Consider the following 18,963-nt stretch of genomic DNA (forward strand, 5'->3'; position numbering starts at 1 on the left):
TACCACCGTCCTGGCCATCGGAGCCGTCCACACGGACCTCCCCACAGCCTACGATCGTCACACGAAAGCACTGCCGGGGCACCGCACAGCAGCGTAACTTGGGGGTCCCCCCTGCTCGAAGCCTGCGCGCAGCGGAGGCGAGGGCCCGGGGGAGTCCGAAGACGCCCGCCGAGTGCAGCCGCCACCCACTGGCACCGCCGCCACCTGCCCGTGTACCGACCGCCGAGGGGTCCCGTTCCGTGAGTCTGCATCCCACCCTCCAGCCCTACGCCGATGCCTGGACCCACTCCATCGAGGCGATATCCGAACTGGTCCAGCCACTCGTGGAGGCCGACTGGAACCGGCGCACACCGTGTCCGGGCTGGTCGGTCCGCGACGTGGTCTCCCACGTCATCGGGCTGGACTCCGAGATGCTCGGCGACCCGCGTCCCATCCACGCGCTGCCGCGCGACCTGTTCCACGTCACCAGCGAGCACCAGCGCTACATGGAGCTGCAGGTCGACGTCCGCCGTCACCACACGGCACCGGAGATGACCTCCGAGCTGGAGTACATGATCATCCGCCGCAACCGCCAGCTGCGGAACGAGAACCGCGACCCCGGCACCAAGGTCCGCGGCCCGTACGGGGCCGATCTCACCCTGGAGGAGTCGATGCGCCGGCACGCCTTCGACGTGTGGGTGCACGAGCAGGACCTGCGCACCGCCCTCGGCCGCCCGGGCAACCTCGACTCCCCCGGCGCGTACGTCGCGCGGGACGTGCTGCTCGGCGAGCTGCCGCGGGTCGTCGCCGAGGACGCGCACGCGCCGCGCAGCTCGGCCGTCGTGGTGGACGTCCACGGGCCGGTGGAGTTCCTGCGCACGGTGCGCGTGGACATCCAGGGCCGCGGCACCCTGGAGGCGGTTCCCGCGCTCGGGCCGGCCGCCTCCCTCTCCCTCGACTGGGAGACCTACGTCCGCCTGGCCTGCGGGCGGGTGACGCCGGAGGCGGTGGCGGACCGGGTCAAGACGGAGGGCGACCAGGAGCTGGCGGCGGCCATCCTGCGGAGGTTCGCGGTCACCAAGTAGCCCGCGGCCACCGGGCGGGCGGGACGCCGCGCCCCCGAACCCGGCGGATCACGCGGGGACGTGCACCGTCTCCACCCGGCTGGCGACCAGCCGCTCCCGCTCCCGCCGGGCCGCGCGCCCGCGCAGCCGCAGGATCTGGGAGACGCCGAGCGCCTGGAGGACGAACACGGAGGAGAAGGCGACGGTGTAGTCGTCCCCGGTGGCGTCGAGCAGCACGCCGATCGCGAACAGCGTGGTCATCGAGGCGATGAAGCCGCCCATGTTGGTGATCCCGGACGCCGTTCCCTGCCGCTCGGGCGGGTTGGCGGGCCGTGCGAAGTCGAACCCGATCATCGACGCCGGGCCGCACGCCCCCAGCACCACGCACAACACGACCAGCAGCCCCGTCGGGGCGTGCTCACCGGGCCAGGCGAGTGTCGCGGCCCACAGGGCGGCCGTCGCGGCCACCGTGCCCAGCGCCAGCGGCAGCCGCGCCCCGTGGTGCCGGGCGACGACCTGGCCGTAGACCAGGCCGACCGCCATGTTCGACAGCACGACGAGCGTGAGCAGCTCGCCCGCGGCCGCCCGGGACAGGCCCTGCGCCTCGACCAGGAAGGGCAGGCCCCACAGCAGCAGGAACACCATCGCCGGGAACTGGGTGGTGAAGTGCACCCACAGTCCGAGCCGCGTCCCCGGTTCCCGCCACGACATCGCGATCTGCCGCCGCACGTACGCGGCTCCCCGGTGCCCGGCCGGCTCCGGCCCGTGCCCCTCGGGGTGGTCCTTCAGGAAGAGCAGCAGCAGGACCAGCACGACGACGCCCGCCAGCGCGCTGCCCGCGAACGCCGCCTCCCACCCGATGCCGTGCAGCAGCCGCGCCACGACGAGGGTGGAGACGAGGTTGCCCGCCATGCCGGCCAGGCCGGCGAGCTGACCGACCAGCGGTCCGCGCCGGGCCGGGAACCAGCGGGTGCCCAGCCGCAGCACGCTGATGAACGTCATCGCGTCGCCGCAACCGAGCAGCGCCCGCGAGGCGAGCGCCATGCCGTACGACGGGGAGAACGCGAAGCCCAGCTGTCCCGCCGTGAACAGCACCGCGCCCAGGCCCAGCACCTTCTTGGTGCCGAGCCGGTCGACGAGCAGGCCGACGGGTATCTGCATGCCCGCGTAGACCAGCAGCTGGAGGATGGAGAAGGTGGACAGGGCCGAGGCGCTCACGTGGAAGCGGTCGACGGCGTCGAGGCCGGCCACCCCCAGCGAGGTGCGGAAGGTGACGGCGACGAAGTAGACGGCGACGCCGACGCTCCAGACGCCGATCGCGCGCCGGCCGCCCGGCGGGTCGCCGGGCAGGGGGGTGGAGCCGCCCAGGGAGGCCCTCGAACTCATCGGACCTCCCCCCGGGCCAGGTTCGAGAACCAGCTCACGTGCCGGCGGACGACGGCGACGGCCGACTCCGCGTCCCCGGCGCGCAGCGCGCCGAGGATCTCCCCGTGCTCGGCGAGGGTCTTGGCGATCCGGTCCGGGTGGGAGTGCATGACGGCGACGCCCATGCGCAGCTGCCGGTCGCGCAGCTGGTCGTAGAGCCTGGAGAGGATCTCGTTGCCGCCGCTGCGGACGATCTCGGCGTGGAAGCAGCGGTCGGTGACGGCCGCGGCGGCGAAGTCGCCGGCGGCGGCCTGCTCCCGCTGCCGGGCGAGCAGCTGCTCCAGCCGCTCGACCAGCCCGGGCGGCGCGGGTACGGCCTTGCGCGCCGCGTGCTCCTCGACCAGCAGCCGGGTCTCCACGACGTCGGCGATCTCCTGTGCGGAGACGGGCAGCACCAGGGCGCCCTTCTTCGGGTAGAGCCGGATCAGCCCCTCGGCCTCCAGCCGCAGCAGCGCCTCGCGCACCGGGGTGCGCGAGACCCCGACGGCCTCGGCGAGCTCGCCCTCGGTGAGGAGGGTGCCTCCCTCGTAACGGCGTTCCAGGACGCCCTGCTTGACGTGTGTGTAGACGCGGTCGGCGGCGGGGGGTTGCTTCACGGCCATGGTCATGCCCACAGGATAGATACAACAGGTACGCATCACGGTCGCCTTCCGCCATGCGGACGCCGGAGCGGGGCCGGAACGCGGGGAGAAGCCCACCGGCCCCGGTACAACCATCCGCGCCCGCCGCGTGTCACACAGACGCGGCCCCGTGCTGCCCGCACCTCAACCTCGGCCGCGCCCACGGGCATTCAACGTAATCGGGGTAACTCACTTGAAGAACGGCATTCAGGGCATCCGTCCGCGCAGAGCCGCCGCCGCCACCGTGGCCGCCGGCGCCGTGTTCGCCACCGGACTCCTCTCCGCGGCGCCCGCGCAGGCCGCCACCGCGCCCACGATCGCCGCCAAGGGCGGCTTCGTGATGAACAACGCCACCGGCAAGTCGCTGTACACCAAGGCCGCGGACACCAAGCGCTCCACCGGCTCGACGACGAAGATCATGACCGCCAAGGTCGTGCTCGCGCAGCCGAACCTCAACCTCGACGCCAAGGTCACGATCCAGAAGGCGTACAGCGACTACATCGTGTCGAAGAACGCCTCCTCGGCACGGCTGATCGTCGGCGACAAGGTCACCGTCCGCCAGTTGCTGTACGGGCTGATGCTGCCCTCCGGCTGCGACGCCGCCTACGCGCTCGCCGACAAGTTCGGCACGGGCTCGACGCGTGCCGCGCGCGTGAAGTCGTTCATCGGCAAGATGAACACCGCCGCCAAGAACCTCGGTCTGAAGAACACGCGCTTCGACTCCTTCGACGGCATCGGCAACGGCTCGAACTACTCCACTCCGCGCGACCTGACGAAGATCGCCAGCAGCGCGATGAAGAGCTCCACGTTCCGCACGATCGTCAAGACGAAGAAGTACACGGCCAAGACGATCACCAAGACCGGCAGCACCCGCACGATGGCGCCGTGGGTCAACACCAACACGCTGCTCAACACCTACAGCGGCACCATCGGCGTGAAGACCGGCTCCGGCCCCGAGGCCAAGTACTGCCTGGTCTTCGCCGCCACCCGCAACGGCAAGACCGTCATCGGCACGGTCCTGGCGTCGACGTCCGGGACCCAGCGCGAGACGGACGCGAAGAAGCTGCTGAACTACGGCTTCACCAAGGCCTGACCCGCGGCGGCTCACGGCCGGCGCCCGAGGGCCCGCGCCCGGTACGCGGCACGAGGGGCCCGCCGCGTCACCGCGGCGGGCCCCTCGTGCCGTCCCGTCCCGGAGGGCCTCACGCCCAGGTGATCAACCGCTTCGGCTGCTCCAGGATCGCCGCCACGTCGGCCAGCACCTTCGAACCCAGCTCGCCGTCGACCAGGCGGTGGTCGAAGGAGAGGGCCAGCGTGGTGACCTGACGGGGCTTCACCTTGCCCTTGTGGACCCACGGCTGGGGCTTGATCGCGCCGACCGCGAGGATCGCGGACTCGCCGGGGTTGAGGATCGGCGTGCCGGTGTCGACGCCGAAGACGCCGACGTTGGTGATGGTCACCGTCCCGCCCTGCATCGCCGCCGGGGAGGTCCTGCCCTCGCGGGCCGTCGTCACCAGCTCGCCCAGCGCCTGCGCCAGCTGCGGGAGCGTCTTGGCGTGGGCGTCCTTGATGTTCGGGACGATCAGACCGCGCGGGGTCGCCGCCGCGATGCCCAGGTTGACGTAGTGCTTGACCACGATCTCCTGGGCCGCCTCGTCCCAGGACGCGTTGATGTCCGGGTTGCGCTTGACCGCGACCAGCAGGGCCTTGGCGATCAGCAGGAGGGGGTTCACGCGCAGGCCCGCGAACTCCTTGTCCTGCTTCAGCTCCTCGACCAGCTTCATCGTCCGGGTCACGTCCACCGTCACGAACTCCGTGACGTGCGGCGCGGTGAACGCCGAGCCGACCATCGCCGCGGCCGTCGCCTTGCGGACGCCCTTGACCGGCACGCGGGTCTCGCGGGCGGTGTCGTACGACACCGGCGCGGGAGCCACGGACACGGGGGCCGCGGGCGCCGGGGTGCCCACGGCCGGCTCCGGCCCCGCCGCCTGCCGCGGGGCCGCCGCCGCGTGGACGTCCTCGCGGGTGATGACGCCGTCCGGGCCGGTCGGGGTGACCGCCGCCAGGTCGACGCCGAGGTCCTTGGCGAGCTTGCGCACCGGCGGCTTGGCCAGGGGGCGCCGGCGGGCGTCCGGTCCGTGGCCGTTCAGCTCGGCCTGGACCGCGGCCGCCGCCGGCGCGGCGGGCGCCTCCTGGGCCGGGATCTCCGCGGCCCTGCGGGGACGGCGGCGGGTCGAGGAGGTGGCGACGCCGTAGCCGACCAGGACCGGCTGGCGGCCCGAGCCCTGCGGCTTCGGCTCCTCGGCCCGTTCCCGCGCGGCGGGTGCCGGCTCCTGCGCGGCGGGCGCGGCACCGCCGCCGACGTCCACCGTGATGATCGCCGTGCCCACGTCCACCGTGGTGCCCTCGGGGAAGCGCAGCTCACGCACCACGCCGTCGTAGGGGATGGGGAGCTCGACGGCCGCCTTGGCGGTCTCGACCTCGCACACCACCTGCCCGTCGGTGACCGTGTCACCGGGCTGCACGTACCACTTGAGGATCTCCGCCTCGGTGAGTCCCTCGCCCACGTCGGGCATCTTGAACTCGCGCACGGACCCTTCCGTCATCGTCGTCACGGCCCTCTCCTCAGTACGCCAGCGAGCGGTCGACGGCATCCAGCACCCGGTCCAGGTCGGGCAGGTACTCCTCCTCCAGGCGGGCCGGCGGGTACGGGGCGTGGTAGCCGCCGACCCGGAGCACCGGGGCCTCCAGGTGGTAGAAGCAGCGCTCGGTGATGCGGGCGGCGATCTCCCCGCCGGAACCGAAGAACACCGGCGCCTCGTGGACCACGACCAGGCGGCGGGTCTTCTCCACCGACGCCTGGATCGTGTCGAAGTCGAGCGGGGAGACCGAGCGCAGGTCGAGGACCTCCAGGGACTTGCCCTCCTCGGCGGCGGCGTCGGCCACCTCCCGGCAGAGCTTCACCATCGGGCCGTAGGCGGCCAGGGTGAGGTCCGTCCCCTCGCGGACCACGCGCGCGGCGTGCAGCGGGCCGGGGATCGCCTCGGTGTCGACCTCGCCCTTGTCCCAGTAACGCCGCTTGGGTTCGAAGAAGATCACGGGGTCGTCGCTCTGGATGGCCTGCTGCATCATCCAGTACGCGTCCGCCGCGTTGGAGGGGCTGACCACCTTCAGGCCCGCGACGTGCGCGAAGAGCGCCTCCGGGGACTCCGAGTGGTGCTCCACCGCGCCGATGCCGCCGCCGTAGGGGATGCGGACGACGACGGGCAGCTTGACCTTGCCCAGCGAGCGGGCGTGCATCTTCGCCAGCTGCGTGACGATCTGGTCGTACGCAGGGAAGACGAAACCGTCGAACTGGATCTCCACCACCGGGCGGTAGCCGCGCAGGGCGAGGCCGATCGCCGTGCCGACGATGCCGGACTCGGCCAGGGGGGTGTCGATGACGCGGTTCTCCCCGAAGTCCTTCTGCAGACCGTCCGTCACACGGAAGACGCCACCGAGCTTGCCGACGTCCTCGCCCATGATCAGGACCTTGGGGTCGGTCTCCAGGGCGCGGCGCAGCGATTCGTTGATCGCCTTGGCCAGGGCCATGTTCTGGGTGGGTGCGGTCTCCACGGCCATGATCAAACCCCCGATCCGGCGGCGAGGCCGCCATCGGACTCAGGCGCGAACGACGCCTGGTAGGCGGCGAACTGCGCGCGCTCCTCGTCGACGAGCGCGTGCCCGTCCGCGTACACGTTCTCGAAGAGGGCGAACCGGTCCGGGTCCTCCATGGCGCGGACCGCCTCGCGCACCCGCCTGCCCAGCGCCTCGCTCTCGGCCTCCAGCTCCGCGAAGAACCCCTCGTCCGCGTGGTGCGAGGCCTCCAGGTGGCGGCGCAGGCGCAGGATCGGGTCCTTCGCCTCCCAGGCGGCCCGCTCGTCGTCGTGGCGGTAGCGGGTGGGGTCGTCGGAGGTGGTGTGGGCGCCCATGCGGTACGTCCACGCCTCGATCAGCGCCGGGCCCTCGCCGCGCCGGGCCCGCTCCAGGGCCCACCGGGTGACGGCGAGGGTGGCCAGCACGTCGTTGCCGTCGACGCGGACGCCGGGGAAGCCGAAGCCCTGGGCGCGCTGGTACAGCGGCACGCGGGTCTGCTTCTCGTTGGACTCCGAGATCGCCCACTGGTTGTTCTGGCAGAAGAACACGACCGGGGCGTTGTAGACGGCGGCGAAGTTGAACGCCTCGTTCACGTCGCCCTGGCTGGAGGCGCCGTCGCCGAAGTAGGCGATCACGGCCGAGTCGGCGCCGTCCATGGAGATGCCCATGGCGTAGCCGGTGGCGTGCAGCGCCTGCGAGCCGATGACGATCGTGTAGAGGTGGAAGTTGTTGCCGTTGGGGTCCCAGCCGCCGTTGTTCACGCCGCGGAACATGCCGAGCAGGTTGGTCGGGTCGACCCCGCGGCACCAGGCGACGCCGTGCTCGCGGTAGGTCGGGAAGACGTAGTCGTCCTCGCGGGTGGCGCGGCCGGAACCGATCTGGGCGGCCTCCTGGCCCAGCAGGGAGGCCCACAGGCCGAGCTCGCCCTGGCGCTGCAGGGCGGTGGCCTCGGCGTCGAAGCGGCGGGTGAGCACCATGTCGCGGTACAGGCCGCGCAGCTCGTCGGGGGTGACGCCGGCGACGTACGCGTCGTACTCGGCGTTCTCGACGCGCTCGCCCTCGGGCGTGAGGAGCTGGACGAGCTCGGGCTCGGTGCTCTGTGCGGCGCCCTTCTCGGCGCTCTTCTTGGCAGCGGTGCGGGTGGTGCGCTTGGTGCCGGTGGTGCCGGCCGCCTTCGTACCGGTGGTCCCGGTCTTGCTCCCGGCGCTGCGTCGCGGCTTGCGCGCGGCAGTGCTCTCCACGGTCACGTGTGCTCCTCCGTCGGTCCGGCCCCCGGGTTCGCCGGGTGCCTGGGATCCCCCTCGCTCCGTTCCGGAGCTCGGGGGAGCGGCTCACCTGTTCTTCCGACGGGACGCACGGGGTGGGTGCGCCCGGCCGGGAACAGGCGTGACAGGTGCCCCGGCGAGCGCCCTGCAGAAAAGCACGTTACCCAGTTCTCCACATTTCTGTGAAACCCACCCTGACCTGCAATTTTGCTTGGATTTCCAAGTAAATGGCGAAAGTCGGGAACAGGTACTGGTCACAGCCTTGCAGGGGGCCGGAACAACGGCACGGTATCCCGGTCACCCCGGGCGCGGGAAGAGTTCGCGCGTGAGACCGGCACCGTGCGCACAGAAGGACGAATCCGCCCATTTCTCCCGCCGGCCGCGAGGCCGTCCACCGGGCGTCCACGGCCCGCCCGCGGGCGAGGACGGCATCGGGGCGGCCGGCGAGCCCGGTACAGCCGGGCGCCGGACCGGTGGCCGGCGCGCGCGTGCCGAAACGGCCGCGCGACGGCGGCACCCGGACCGGAGCCCCGGCGTGTCCGCCCTCCGCGCGCATCCGTACCAACGCCACGCGCGCGTGGGGCCCCGTGTGGGCCCCACGCGCGCGTGAGGGTGCTTCCGGCTGCTTCCCCGGGGCTCTTCCCCCGTCAGCCGCCGAACGGGTTGATCGTTCCGCCGGTCGCGCCGTTGTCCTCGTCGCCACCGCTGTCGTCACCGTCCGTCGGCTGCGTCTGGCCGCCCGTCGGCTGCCCCCCGCCGCTGGTCGGCTGGGCGTCCGTCGGTTCCGGCGTCACCGGGGGCGCGGTCTCCCCGCCCGTCGGGTCCTGGGTCGGCTCCTGGGTCTGCGTGTACGACGGCGTGTACGAGGGGGCCGTGGGCTGCGTCCAGCCGGAGTCGCCGCCGGTGTCCCCGGTGCCCGGCTGGGTGCCGGAGTCGGTGCTCCCCTCCGTCGCCCCGTCGCTCGGCGTCTCGCTGGGCTTCTCCTCCTGGGTGGTCTGCGAGGCGCTCGGCGACTCCTTGGGACTCCCGTCGCCGCCCGCGTCGCCACCCTCGAACTGACTCATCGCCAGCGCGGCGCCCGCCACGACCGCGATCACCGCGAGCACGGCGATGATCCAGAGCTTGCCCCGGCCGCTGCCCCGGTTGCCGTGGCCCTCGAAGCCGCCGTCGTCGCCGCCGCCGTACCCGCCGGGCAGGACCGGCTGCGGGATCTGCGTGGTGCCGGAGCCGTGGTCGGGGTGGGGCAGCACGGCCGTGCCCGCCATGCCGGCGGACGGGGTGTGCCGCCCCTCGTGCGCGGCGACCGGCCCGGTGTTCCAGGTGCCGTTGTGGCTGCCCTGCTCGTACAGCATCTGCAGCGCGTACTGGATCAGCCCGCGCATCTCCTCGGCCGTCTGGAAGCGGTCGTCGGGCTCCTTGGCCAGCGAGCGCATGACTAGGCCGTCCAGCTCGGGCGGACAGGCGTCGGAGACCTCCGACGGGGGCGTCGGGATGTCCTGGACGTGCTGGTAGACCACCGACAGCGGGGTCTCGCCGGTGAACGGCGGGCGCAGCGCCAGCAGTTCGTACAGCAGGCAGCCGGTGGCGTACAGGTCGGAGCGGTGGTCGACGGCCTTGCCGAGGGCCTGCTCCGGGGAGAGGTACTGCGGGGTGCCCATGACCATGCCGGTCTGCGTCATCGTCGTCGACGCCCCGTGCAGGGCGCGGGCGATGCCGAAGTCCATCACCTTCACGGCGCCGCTGTCCGTGATGATGACGTTGGCCGGCTTGATGTCGCGGTGCACGATGCCGTGCTGGTGCGAGTAGGCCAGCGCCTCCAGGACACCGGAGACGATGACCAGCGCCTGCTCCGGGCCCGGGGCCTCGGCGTTCATCAGCAGGTCGCGGATGGTGCGGCCCTCGACCAGCTCCATGACGATGTACGGCACGGACTGGCCGCCGACGACGTCCTCGCCGGAGTCGTACACGGCGACGATCGCGTGGTGGTTGAGCCCGGCCACCGACTGCGCCTCACGCGTGAAGCGGGCCTTGGACACCGGGTCCTCGGCCAGGTCGGCGCGCAGCAGCTTGACCGCCACGGTGCGTCCGAGGCGGACGTCCTCCGCGGCGAACACCTCGGCCATGCCGCCCCGTCCGAGCCTGTGGGTCAGCCGGTACCGGCCGTCCCCGACCAGCCCCCCGTTGCCCCAGGTCTCCGGCGCGTCTGACATACCGCCGCCAGTCGCCTCGGGGTCGGACGGGCCCTGAGCGCGCTGCTGCTGTGCCATCAGTCCTCGCCGTCGTTTCTGCCCGCGGTGCGCGCGGTGTTGTTACGGTCTCCGTCGGCCACGCTACAGCCTCCGCGCAAGCCTCCGGTCCGAGACGGGCGCCAGGACCGGCACGAGACGGACCGGCCATCCAACCCTGCCCCCGCGCGACCGTGCAAATTCTGTGCACCGGACGTGCGTCCGCCGTAACGCTTCCGCGACGCTTCTTTCGCGTACGGTCACGGAACGGGCACTTCGCTTGACGTGCCGGCGTCCCGGAGTGGACCCGGCCGGGAAAAACCCGCCGTGGGCGCTCCCGGCGCGGGACCCCGGCCGTGGCCAAGGTCACGCCACGAGATCGTCACGGCGTTCCGGACGCGCCGGGGCCCGGGAGCGGGGGAGGTCCCGGGAGCGGGAGAGGGCCCGGCAGCCGGTGCCGCCGGACCCTGGCGGGCCGGGGAGGCCCTTACAGGTACGGCCCCCCGCCCGCACGCCCGCCCGTGTGGCCGTCCTCGCCGCCGTCGTGGCCCAGGCCGGCCGGCAGGGCGCGGCGCATCTGCTCCAACTGCGCGCGGGCGGCCATCTGCTGGGCGAACAGCGTGGTCTGGATCCCGTGGAAGAGGCCCTCCAGCCAGCCCACCAGCTGCGCCTGGGCGATGCGCAGCTCCGCGTCGCTCGGGGTGGCCTCGTCCGTGAAGGGCAGGGAGAGCCGCTCCAGCTCCTCCACCAGCTCCGGCGCCAGACCGTCCTCCAGCTCCTTCACCGAGCTGGCGTGGATCTCCTTGAGCCGGTTCCGGCTCGCCTCGTCCAGGGGGGCGACGCGCACCTCCTCCAGGAGCTGCTTGATCATGCTGCCGATCCGCATGACCTTGGCAGGCTGCTCCACCTGCTCCGTCACCGGGGTCTCGCGGGACTCCTCATCCCCGCCACCACCGCTGAGGGCCATGCCGTCCTGGCCGACGACCAGGATCTGGGGGTTCTCCGGTGACCTGTCGTTCCTCGGCATCTCCATGCCGCCATTCTCTCGCACCCGCACGCCTCCTCACCGTCGCGCCCCCGGAAGGGACCGATCCACCGCGTACGGGTGGAGGAATCCGGAATGCCGGAACAGTCGATGGATGTGAGGCTTGTTCCGACGATCTTGACCACTGGTAGACCGGGAGGGGGTCACCGACGTGACTCCATGGCTGCGAGCAGTGCGCGGGGCAGGGCTCGTGCTGGCCCTGGGAACGGCTCTGGGCGCGGGAACGGGCCTGCCCGGGCCCGGCCCTGCGGCGTACGCGGCGCAGGGGGACGCCACGGCGTACGACCCCGGAGGGCCGCGCGGCCCCGGGGCGGTGCCCGACCCGGGTGCGGAGCGCGGCCCGGGTGTGGGGCGCGGTCCCGGGGCGGCGCCCGATCCCGCCGCGTCGCACCGCTCGCACCGCCGTACCGGGAGCGCCCCGCCCGGTGGCGGGGCGTCGGAGCCGGGGACGGCGCCCGCTTCGGGGCCGGCCCCGTCCGCCGCCCGGCGCCCGCCCCTCCGGCCGGCCGACCGGCCGGGGCCGGTGCCGGGGCCGGAGGCGGCCTCCGCGCCCGCGTCCGCCTCCCCGCGGAGCGACGGACGCGTTTCCGGGCCGGTGGTCGGCGGCACGGTCCGCAAGCCCTCGCCCGCGCCCACCTCCCCCGCGCCCGCCACCGAGCCGTCCCGGGCGGGCAGCAGGGCCGGGGAGGGGCGGCAGCGGCCGGGACGGCCGGACGTGCCGGAGACGGAGGAGGGCGCGGTCGTCACGGACGCGGACCCGGAGCACCCGGAGGCACCGGGACGGGACGGCGGGGACGTGCCCGGCCGGCCGGACCTGTCCGCCCCGGCCGAGAAGGCGCAGCCGGCGCCTTCCCCGCCCCTCGTACGGCCGGGAGCGGGAACCGTCGCGCACGCCGGGCGGTCCGCGGAGCCGGCCCTGCGGATCCTGCCCCTCGGCAGCGGGCTGGTCCTGATCGGCCTCGGTCTGGGCCTGGGCCTCTTCGCCCTCCGGCTGCGCAGGAGCCAGAGGGCTCAGGCCGGGTGACGGCGGGGTCGCCCGGGCGGTCAGGACGTGACGAGCAGCACCTTGCCGACGTGGCCGCTCTCCTCCACGACCCGGTGCGCGGCGGACGCCTCGCTCATCGGCATCTCCCGGTCGACGACCGGGCGGACGTGACCGGCGGCCAGCAGCGGCCACACGTGTTCGCGCACGGCCGCCACGATGGCCGTCTTCTCCTCCAGGGGACGGGCCCGCAGCGAGGTCGCGCTGACGGCGGCGCGCTTGGCGAGGAGGGCACCGATGTTCAGCTCGCCCTTCCTGCCGCCCTGCATGCCGATGATGGCCAGCCGGCCGTTGACGGCGAGCGCCCGGACGTTGCGGTCCAGGTACTTCGCGCCCATGTTGTCCAGGATGACGTCGGCGCCCGCGCCGCCCGTGGCCTGCTCGATCTCGGCGACGAAGTCCTGCTCGCGGTAGTTGATCAGGATGTCGGCGCCCAGCTCGGCGCACCGCTCCAGCTTCTCCTTCGTCCCCGCCGTGACGGCGACCTTCGCGCCGAAGGCCTTGGCGAGCTGGATCGCCATGGTGCCGATGCCGCTGGAACCGCCGTGCACCAGCAGGGTCTCGCCGGGGCGGAGGTGGGCGACCATGAAGACGTTCGACCAGACCGTGCAGACCACCTCGGGCAGCGCCGCGGCCTCCTTGAGGCCGACCCCCTCGGGGACCGGCAGGAGCTGGCCGGCGGGGACGGCGACCTTCTCGGCGTACCCGCCGCCGCCCAGCAGCGCGCACACCTCGTCGCCGACGGACCAGCCGGACACGCCCGGCCCGAGCGCGGCGATCCGCCCGGAGCACTCCAGGCCGGGGTGGCCGGGGGCGCCGGGCGGCGGATCGTAGAAGCCCTGGCGCTGCATGATGTCGGCGCGGTTGACGGCGCTGGCCACCACCTCGACCAGGACTTCGCCCTCGCCGGGCACCGGATCGGGGACCTGGTCCCAGACCAGCGCCTCGGGGCCTCCGGGTTCGGGAATCGTGATCGCATGCATGAGGGGGACGCTACCCCTCCCTCCCGCGACGGACCCGCAGGCCCGCCTCCGCGGCCGGATCCGCCCCCGCCGGGGGCCCGACCGCCCGGAACCCCCTGCGCGAGCGATGAGTCCGCGCGACCGTGAAAGTCAGCCCTTGTACGGACCGAGCAGGCGGAAGGAGCCCGGGATGAGCGCGCAGACGTCCGGCCCCGCGATCGAGACGGCGGGCCTGGTGAAGGCCTTCGGCGAGACCAGGGCGGTGGACGGCGTGGACCTGGCGGTGCCGTCCGGCACGGTCTACGGCCTCCTCGGCCCGAACGGCGCCGGCAAGACCACCGTGGTGAAGGTGCTCGCCACCCTCCTCAGACCGGACGGCGGCGAGGCCCACGTCTTCGGCCACGACGTCGTACGCGAGGCCGACGAGGTGCGCGGCCGGGTCAGCCTGACCGGGCAGTACGCGTCGGTCGACGAGGACCTCACCGGCACCGAGAACCTGGTCCTGCTGGGCCGGCTCCTCGGGCACGGCAAGAAGGCCGCGCGGGAGCGCGCGGCGCAGCTGCTGGACGCCTTCGGGCTGACCGGGGCCGCAGGGAGGCAGGTCAAGCACTACTCGGGGGGCATGCGGCGCCGTATCGACATCGCCGCGTCCATCCTCAACACCCCCGATCTGCTCTTCCTGGACGAGCCGACGACCGGGCTCGACCCGCGCAGCCGCAACCAGGTGTGGGACATCGTGCGGGCCGTGGTGGCGCAGGGCACGACCGTGCTGCTGACCACGCAGTACCTGGACGAGGCCGACCACCTGGCGTCCCGGATCGCCGTCATCGACAAGGGCAGGGTGATCGCCGAGGGGACGAAGGGGGAGCTGAAGGCGTCGGTCGGCGCCGGATCCGTCCACCTGCGGCTGCGGGACGCCCGGCAGCGGCCGGCCGCCGAGCGGGTGCTGCGGAGCGTGCTGCGCGCCGAGGTGCAGCCGGAACCCGACCCGGTGGCCCTGACCGCCCGCCTGGTCGCGACGGCGGGCACCGCCGCGGCCGACCAGGCCGTCCGGGCCCTGGGCGAGCTGTCCCGGGCCGGCGTCACCGTCGACGACTTCTCCCTGGGGCAGCCCAGCCTGGACGAGGTGTTCCTGGCGCTGACCGGCCACGGCACCGGCCCCGACGCGAAGGAAGGCGAGGCGGCGGCATGAGTACGACCGCGAGCACCGAGAACAAGGAACTCACCCCGGTCAGCACCGAGTCGCTGACCGCCCTCCTGGTGGCCAGGAAGCGGCCCCCGCGGCCCGGTTCCCTGTCGACCTCGCTGACGTTCGGCTGGCGTGCCGTGCTGAAGATCAAGCACGTGCCGGAGCAGCTCTTCGACGTCACCGCCTTCCCGATCATGAACCTGCTGATGTTCACGTACCTCTTCGGCGGTGCGCTGGCCGGCTCCCCGGGGGACTACATCCAGTTCGTGCTGCCGGGCATCCTCGTGATGTCGGTCGTGATGATCACCATGTACACCGGCGTCTCGGTCAACATCGACATCGAGAAGGGCGTCTTCGACCGTTTCCGCTCGCTGCCCATCTGGCGCCCCTCGGCGATGGTCGGCTACCTGCTCGGCGACGCCTTGCGCTACACGATCGCGTCGGTCGTCATGCTCACCGTCGGCATGGTCCTCGGCTACCGGCCGGACGGCGGGGCCGGCGGCGTGGTCGCCGGGATCGCGCTGCTGCTGGTGTTCTCGTTCGCGTTCTCGTGGGTCTGGACCATGTTCGGGCTCATGCTGCGCACCGAGAAGGCGGTCATGAGCGTCAGCATGATGGTGATCTTCCCGCTCACCTTCCTGTCCAACGTCTTCGTCGACCCGAAGACCATGCCGGGCTGGCTCCAGGTGTTCGTCAACAACAGCCCCATCACCCACTTGGCGTCCGCCGTGCGCGGGCTGATGGCGGGCGACTGGCCGGCGGGCGACGTCGCCTGGTCACTGGGCTGGACGGCGCTGTTCGTCGTGGTCTTCGGACCGGTGACGATGCGGTTGTACAACCGCAAGTAGCCGGTCCGGCCGACCGCGCCCCGAACGGCCCGCTCACCCGGACAGGACGCCCCGCCACCGTCGGCCCGGCCCACCCCCCTCGCCCTCTCCGCCGCGCCGGGCGCGCCCGCCGGGTCAGTCGCGCGGCAGCGGGCGGGTGTCGGGCGCGACATGGCGGCCCGGGGTGGCCCGCACGATCGTGATCAGCCGGTCCGTCAACTCCAGACGGGCGACGGCCGGATCGTCGTACCCGAGCACCCGGTGCCCTCGTACGACGCTCACCACCAGGCTGTCGACCTCGCGCGGGCTCTTGCCCACCTCCGCCTTTATGACCGGGCGTTCGACGAGGTCGAGCCCGCTGCCCTGGTGGATCAGGTCCTCCATGACCATGCCCGCGGCGGGGCTGAGCACGGACAGTCCGAGCAGGCGGCCCGCCGCGCTGGCGCTGGTGATCACGACATCGGCGCCGGACTGCTTCAGCAGGGGGGCGTTCTCCTCCTCGCGCACCGCGGCCACGATCTTCGCCCCGCGGTTGAGCTGCCGCGCCGTCAGCGCCACCAGCACGGCGGTGTCGTCGCGCTGGGTCGCGATGATGATCTGCCGGGCCTTGTGCACCTCGGCCCGCTTCAGGACGTCGCTGCGGGTCGCGTCGCCGACCACGCCCGCGAATCCGTCGGCGTTCGCCGCGTCGATGACCTTGCTGCTGGGGTCGACCACGACGACCTGCTCCTTCTTCAGGCCGGTGGCGCAGACGGTCTGGAGCGCCGACCGCCCCTTGGTGCCGAAGCCGATGACGACGGTGTGGTCGCGCAACGTGGACCTCCAGCGGTTCAGGCGCCACTCCTCCCGGGTGCGCTCGGTGAGCACTTCGAGGGTGGTGCCGACAAGGATGATCAGGAACATCACACGCAGCGGCGTGACGACGAAGATGTTGGTCAGGCGGGCGCTGTCACTGACGGGCGTGATGTCGCCGTACCCGGTGGTGGAGAGCGTGACGGTCGCGTAGTACCAGGCGTCGAGGAAGTCGACGGCGCCGTCGGAGTTGTCGTTGTAGCCGTCGTGGTCGGCGTAGACGAGCAGCGCGGTCGCGACGAGGACGAGCAAGGCCATGGCCAGCCGTTTGGCGACCTGGCGGATGGGCCGCTCGACCACTCTTCTCGGGAGCGCGACCCGGTGGGTCACGAGGTGTTCGTCCGCTTGGCGGGCGATCGCGTCCTGGCCCGGAAGTTTCACGTGAAACACACTCCGTTTCCCCCGGTGGCCCAGGGCAGGCCGAGCAGTTCCGTCTCCTCGCCCGGCCGCGCGCCGCCCGGGGGCACCACGGCCAGGGCGTCGGCCGCCGCGACGCCGCGCAGCATGGCCGGGCCGTTGTAGCGCAGCGGCACGGCACGGCCACCGCGCAGGACGACGGGCACGAGCCGGGTGTCGTGCGGATGCCCCTGCACCGGGTCCCGGAGCGGCAGCCCGTACGGCTCCGGGGCCGGGCGCGCGGCGAGTCCCCGCAGCAGGGGCTCGGCGAGCGTGAGCAGGCCGGAGACGGCGGCGAGCGGGTTGCCGGGCAGCCCGACGAGGTGCTGGTCCCGTCCGGTGCGGGCCAGCAGCATGGGGTGGCCGGGCCGCACCGCGACGCCGTCCACGAGGAGTTCGGCGCCGATGCGGCGCAGGGTGGGGTGGAGGTGGTCGACGGGGCCCGCGGCGGTGCCGCCGGTGGTGACGACGACGTCGGCGCCGGAGGTGGTGACGGCCGTGTGCAGCGCCTCGGCGTCGTCGCCGATCCGGCGTACGGCGGTGACCTCGGCGCCCAGCGCCCGCAGCCAGGGGGACAGCATCGGGCCGAGCGCGTCCCGGATCAGCCCGTCGTGCGGCAGCCCCCCGGTGAGCAGTTCGTCACCCAGGACCAGGACGTCGACGCGGGGACGCGGCACGGTGGCGAGGGCGTCGTATCCGGCCGCCGCGGCCAGTCCCAGCACCGCCGGGGTCACGAGCGTCCCCGCGGGCAGCAGCCGGTCGCCGGCGCGGCACTCCTGGCCGCGCGGGCGGATGTCCTGGCCCGGCACCAGCTCGCGTTCGCGTGCGGCGTGCAGACGGCCCCTGTCGTCGGTGCGGCCGTACTCGGTGCGCAGTACGGCGGTGGTGTCCGCGGGGACGCGGGCGCCGGTGGCGATGCGGGCGGCCTCGCCGTCGCCGAGCGGCCGGTTCCCGGCGTGCCCGGCGAGGACACCGTCGTCGCGTACGGCCCAGGGGCCGGGACCGGCCACCGCCCAGCCGTCCATCGCCGAGGTGTCGAAGGAGGGCAGGTCGGTCAGGGCGGTGAGGGGCTCGGCCAGGGTGCGGCCCAGCGCGGCGTCCAGGGCCACGGGGACCGGAGGGCGGGGGCGACCGCGGACGGCGGCACGCGCGGCGCGGGCGGCGGTCTCACGGGCGGCGGGCCAGGCAGTGGCCCTGTGGCGGTGCCGGGCCCCGTGAGCCCGGCCGGACCGGTCCTCCCCCGACCGGTCCCTCGCGGCCCGGGCACGGGCGGCCGGGTCGTCGGCGGGAGCGCCGGGGACGGCGGCGCGGGGGCCGTCCTGCCGTTCGCCCGGACCGGGGGGCGCGGCGGGGGCGGACGGGTGGTCCCCCGGCCGGGGTTCGTGGTCGTCCCTCACCAGGGCGAGCACCTCCTCGACGTCGAGGCCCTCGGCGTCCTCGGCGTCCCTCCCGGTGCCGGTGCCGTACGCGGTCATCCGGCGTCCGGGTCCGTGCGGGTGCCGGGGGTCGCGTCCGGGGCGGCGCCGGAGGCGTTCCCCCCCGTCTCCGAGGTGGCGGCCCGTTCGCCTTCCGCCGCCTCCTCCTCCCAGCGCCGGGCGAGGGCCGCGGCCCTGCGGACGGCCTCGGCGACGGCCCGGGGACCGCCTCCGGCCGTCGCCGCCGCGTAACCGACGAGGAAGGTGGTCAGCGGTGCCGCCGGTCTGGCGACACCGTGCGCGGCGTCCCGGGCGAGGTCGAGCAGCGCGCCGGTGTCGACGTCGAGGTCGATGCCCAGCTCGTCCTTGGCGGCGGTGATCCATTCATCCAACACGTACCCATGCTCCCTGATGCGTGTCCTTGCGGCGGCGATGTCGTCCCAGGTGTCGCAGTCGAACGAGGCGACCGGATCGGCGAGGCGCACGAGGGCGAGCCCGGCGGTCAGCCTGCGCAGGGGCAGCCCGGCGAGGCCGCCGTGGCCGGCGGTGAGGGCGGCCAGTCCGCGGCGCAGCGCGCGGGCGCGGTAGGCCGCCACCAGCGGCTGGTCGCGGCCGTCGCCGTCGGTGAGCAGGGCGCCGTCGGCACCGCTCGACAGGAGGGCGGCCAGCAACTCGTGGACCGTCGCCCCGGCGAGGAACGGCAGATCGGCGGAGAGGACCAGGACGTGCTCCGCCGTGGTGTGCCGCAGTCCGGCGTCGAGGGCGGCGAGCGGTCCGGAGCCCGGCGGGTCCTCGCGCGCCCAGGTCACGGGCCGCGCGACCGGGCGGGGGCCGGCGACGACCACGGTGGTGCGCGCGCCGGCGCAGGCGGACAGCACCCGGTCGAGCAAAGGCCGGCCGCCGACCCGGACGCCGGGCTTGTCGGCGCCCCGGAGCCGTCGGGCTGCCCCGCCCGCGAGCACGACGGCGTCGTACGCGGCGGGCGGCTGGTACGCGGTCACCCCCCGAGTATGCGGGGGCG

16 protein-coding genes are annotated in these 18,963 nt (G+C 73.6%); 5 read left to right on the top strand and 11 right to left on the bottom strand.

Features of this window, described 5'->3' with window-relative positions:
• Positions 1 to 239 precede the first annotated feature (239 nt).
• Positions 240 to 1,064, top strand: a complete 825-nt coding sequence (locus tag ACSU6Z_RS14215) for a maleylpyruvate isomerase family mycothiol-dependent enzyme (RefSeq protein ID WP_437045796.1) — start codon at positions 240 to 242, stop codon at positions 1,062 to 1,064.
• 48 nt (positions 1,065 to 1,112) lie between these two features.
• Here ACSU6Z_RS14215 and ACSU6Z_RS14220 read toward each other — a convergent pair whose 3' ends face one another.
• Both ACSU6Z_RS14220 and ACSU6Z_RS14225 read right to left on the bottom strand, forming a co-directional pair.
• Positions 1,113 to 2,429 carry an MFS transporter gene (locus ACSU6Z_RS14220; protein WP_437045797.1) on the bottom strand — a complete coding sequence of 439 codons (1,317 nt, stop codon included), beginning with the start codon at positions 2,427 to 2,429 and terminating at the stop codon, positions 1,113 to 1,115.
• Positions 2,426 to 3,076, bottom strand: a complete 651-nt coding sequence (locus tag ACSU6Z_RS14225; protein WP_437045799.1) for a GntR family transcriptional regulator — start codon at positions 3,074 to 3,076, stop codon at positions 2,426 to 2,428. The genes ACSU6Z_RS14220 and ACSU6Z_RS14225 overlap by 4 nt, the downstream gene beginning before the upstream one ends.
• 205 nt (positions 3,077 to 3,281) lie before the next feature.
• Between ACSU6Z_RS14225 and ACSU6Z_RS14230 the strand changes: the two genes are divergently transcribed.
• Positions 3,282 to 4,181, top strand: coding sequence for a D-alanyl-D-alanine carboxypeptidase family protein (locus ACSU6Z_RS14230; RefSeq protein WP_437045801.1), 900 nt, complete (start codon positions 3,282 to 3,284; stop codon positions 4,179 to 4,181).
• A 109-nt stretch (positions 4,182 to 4,290) separates the two neighbouring features.
• Here the strand turns inward: ACSU6Z_RS14230 and ACSU6Z_RS14235 are convergent, their stop codons facing one another.
• From ACSU6Z_RS14235 to ACSU6Z_RS14255, 5 genes are all read right to left on the bottom strand, one after another.
• Complete coding sequence (locus ACSU6Z_RS14235) at positions 4,291 to 5,703, bottom strand: dihydrolipoamide acetyltransferase family protein (RefSeq protein ID WP_437045803.1); 1,413 nt, start codon at positions 5,701 to 5,703, stop codon at positions 4,291 to 4,293.
• A gap of 10 nt (positions 5,704 to 5,713) precedes the next feature.
• Entirely contained in the window at positions 5,714 to 6,679 is a 966-nt protein-coding gene (locus ACSU6Z_RS14240; RefSeq protein ID WP_437050305.1) for an alpha-ketoacid dehydrogenase subunit beta, read from the bottom strand.
• A 32-nt stretch (positions 6,680 to 6,711) separates the two neighbouring features.
• Positions 6,712 to 7,971: a pyruvate dehydrogenase (acetyl-transferring) E1 component subunit alpha gene (gene pdhA, locus ACSU6Z_RS14245; protein ID WP_437045804.1), complete on the bottom strand. Its 1,260-nt coding sequence runs from the start codon at positions 7,969 to 7,971 to the stop codon at positions 6,712 to 6,714.
• 665 nt (positions 7,972 to 8,636) lie between these two features.
• Positions 8,637 to 10,256, bottom strand: coding sequence for a protein kinase domain-containing protein (locus tag ACSU6Z_RS14250; RefSeq protein ID WP_437045806.1), 1,620 nt, complete (start codon positions 10,254 to 10,256; stop codon positions 8,637 to 8,639).
• Between the two features lie 445 nt (positions 10,257 to 10,701).
• A complete protein-coding gene (locus tag ACSU6Z_RS14255) occupies positions 10,702 to 11,247 on the bottom strand; it encodes a bacterial proteasome activator family protein (RefSeq protein WP_437050307.1) in 546 nt (181 codons plus the stop codon).
• Between the two features lie 607 nt (positions 11,248 to 11,854).
• Here ACSU6Z_RS14255 and ACSU6Z_RS14260 point away from each other — a divergent pair.
• Positions 11,855 to 12,283, top strand: a complete 429-nt coding sequence (locus ACSU6Z_RS14260; protein ID WP_437045808.1) for a hypothetical protein — start codon at positions 11,855 to 11,857, stop codon at positions 12,281 to 12,283.
• Between the two features lie 20 nt (positions 12,284 to 12,303).
• Here the strand turns inward: ACSU6Z_RS14260 and ACSU6Z_RS14265 are convergent, their stop codons facing one another.
• Positions 12,304 to 13,284 carry an NAD(P)H-quinone oxidoreductase gene (locus tag ACSU6Z_RS14265; RefSeq protein WP_437045809.1) on the bottom strand — a complete coding sequence of 327 codons (981 nt, stop codon included), beginning with the start codon at positions 13,282 to 13,284 and terminating at the stop codon, positions 12,304 to 12,306.
• A 169-nt stretch (positions 13,285 to 13,453) separates the two neighbouring features.
• On the opposite strand from ACSU6Z_RS14265, the gene ACSU6Z_RS14270 reads away from it, so the two are divergent.
• Together ACSU6Z_RS14270 and ACSU6Z_RS14275 are read left to right on the top strand one after the other, a co-directional pair.
• Entirely contained in the window at positions 13,454 to 14,455 is a 1,002-nt protein-coding gene (locus ACSU6Z_RS14270) for an ATP-binding cassette domain-containing protein (RefSeq protein ID WP_437045811.1), read from the top strand.
• Complete coding sequence (locus ACSU6Z_RS14275) at positions 14,452 to 15,300, top strand: ABC transporter permease (RefSeq protein WP_437045813.1); 849 nt, start codon at positions 14,452 to 14,454, stop codon at positions 15,298 to 15,300. Before ACSU6Z_RS14270 ends, ACSU6Z_RS14275 begins: the two co-directional genes overlap by 4 nt.
• A gap of 114 nt (positions 15,301 to 15,414) precedes the next feature.
• Here ACSU6Z_RS14275 and ACSU6Z_RS14280 read toward each other — a convergent pair whose 3' ends face one another.
• Genes ACSU6Z_RS14280 through ACSU6Z_RS14290 form a run of 3 tightly spaced genes read right to left on the bottom strand, consistent with a single transcriptional unit; the run spans position 15,415 to position 18,943 of the window.
• The gene (locus tag ACSU6Z_RS14280) at positions 15,415 to 16,512 is read right to left on the bottom strand and encodes a potassium channel family protein (RefSeq protein WP_437045815.1); all 1,098 of its coding nucleotides are present in this window, start codon (positions 16,510 to 16,512) and stop codon (positions 15,415 to 15,417) included.
• Positions 16,509 to 18,002 (bottom strand): molybdopterin molybdotransferase MoeA, encoded by a 1,494-nt coding sequence (locus ACSU6Z_RS14285; protein WP_437045817.1) that lies wholly within the window; start codon positions 18,000 to 18,002, stop codon positions 16,509 to 16,511. The genes ACSU6Z_RS14280 and ACSU6Z_RS14285 overlap by 4 nt, the downstream gene beginning before the upstream one ends.
• A complete protein-coding gene (locus tag ACSU6Z_RS14290; RefSeq protein WP_437045819.1) occupies positions 17,999 to 18,943 on the bottom strand; it encodes an NTP transferase domain-containing protein in 945 nt (314 codons plus the stop codon). Before ACSU6Z_RS14290 ends, ACSU6Z_RS14285 begins: the two co-directional genes overlap by 4 nt.
• Positions 18,944 to 18,963: the final 20 nt, after the last annotated feature.

Source organism: Streptomyces sp. enrichment culture (assembly GCF_964273145.1).
GTDB lineage: Bacteria > Actinomycetota > Actinomycetes > Streptomycetales > Streptomycetaceae > Streptomyces.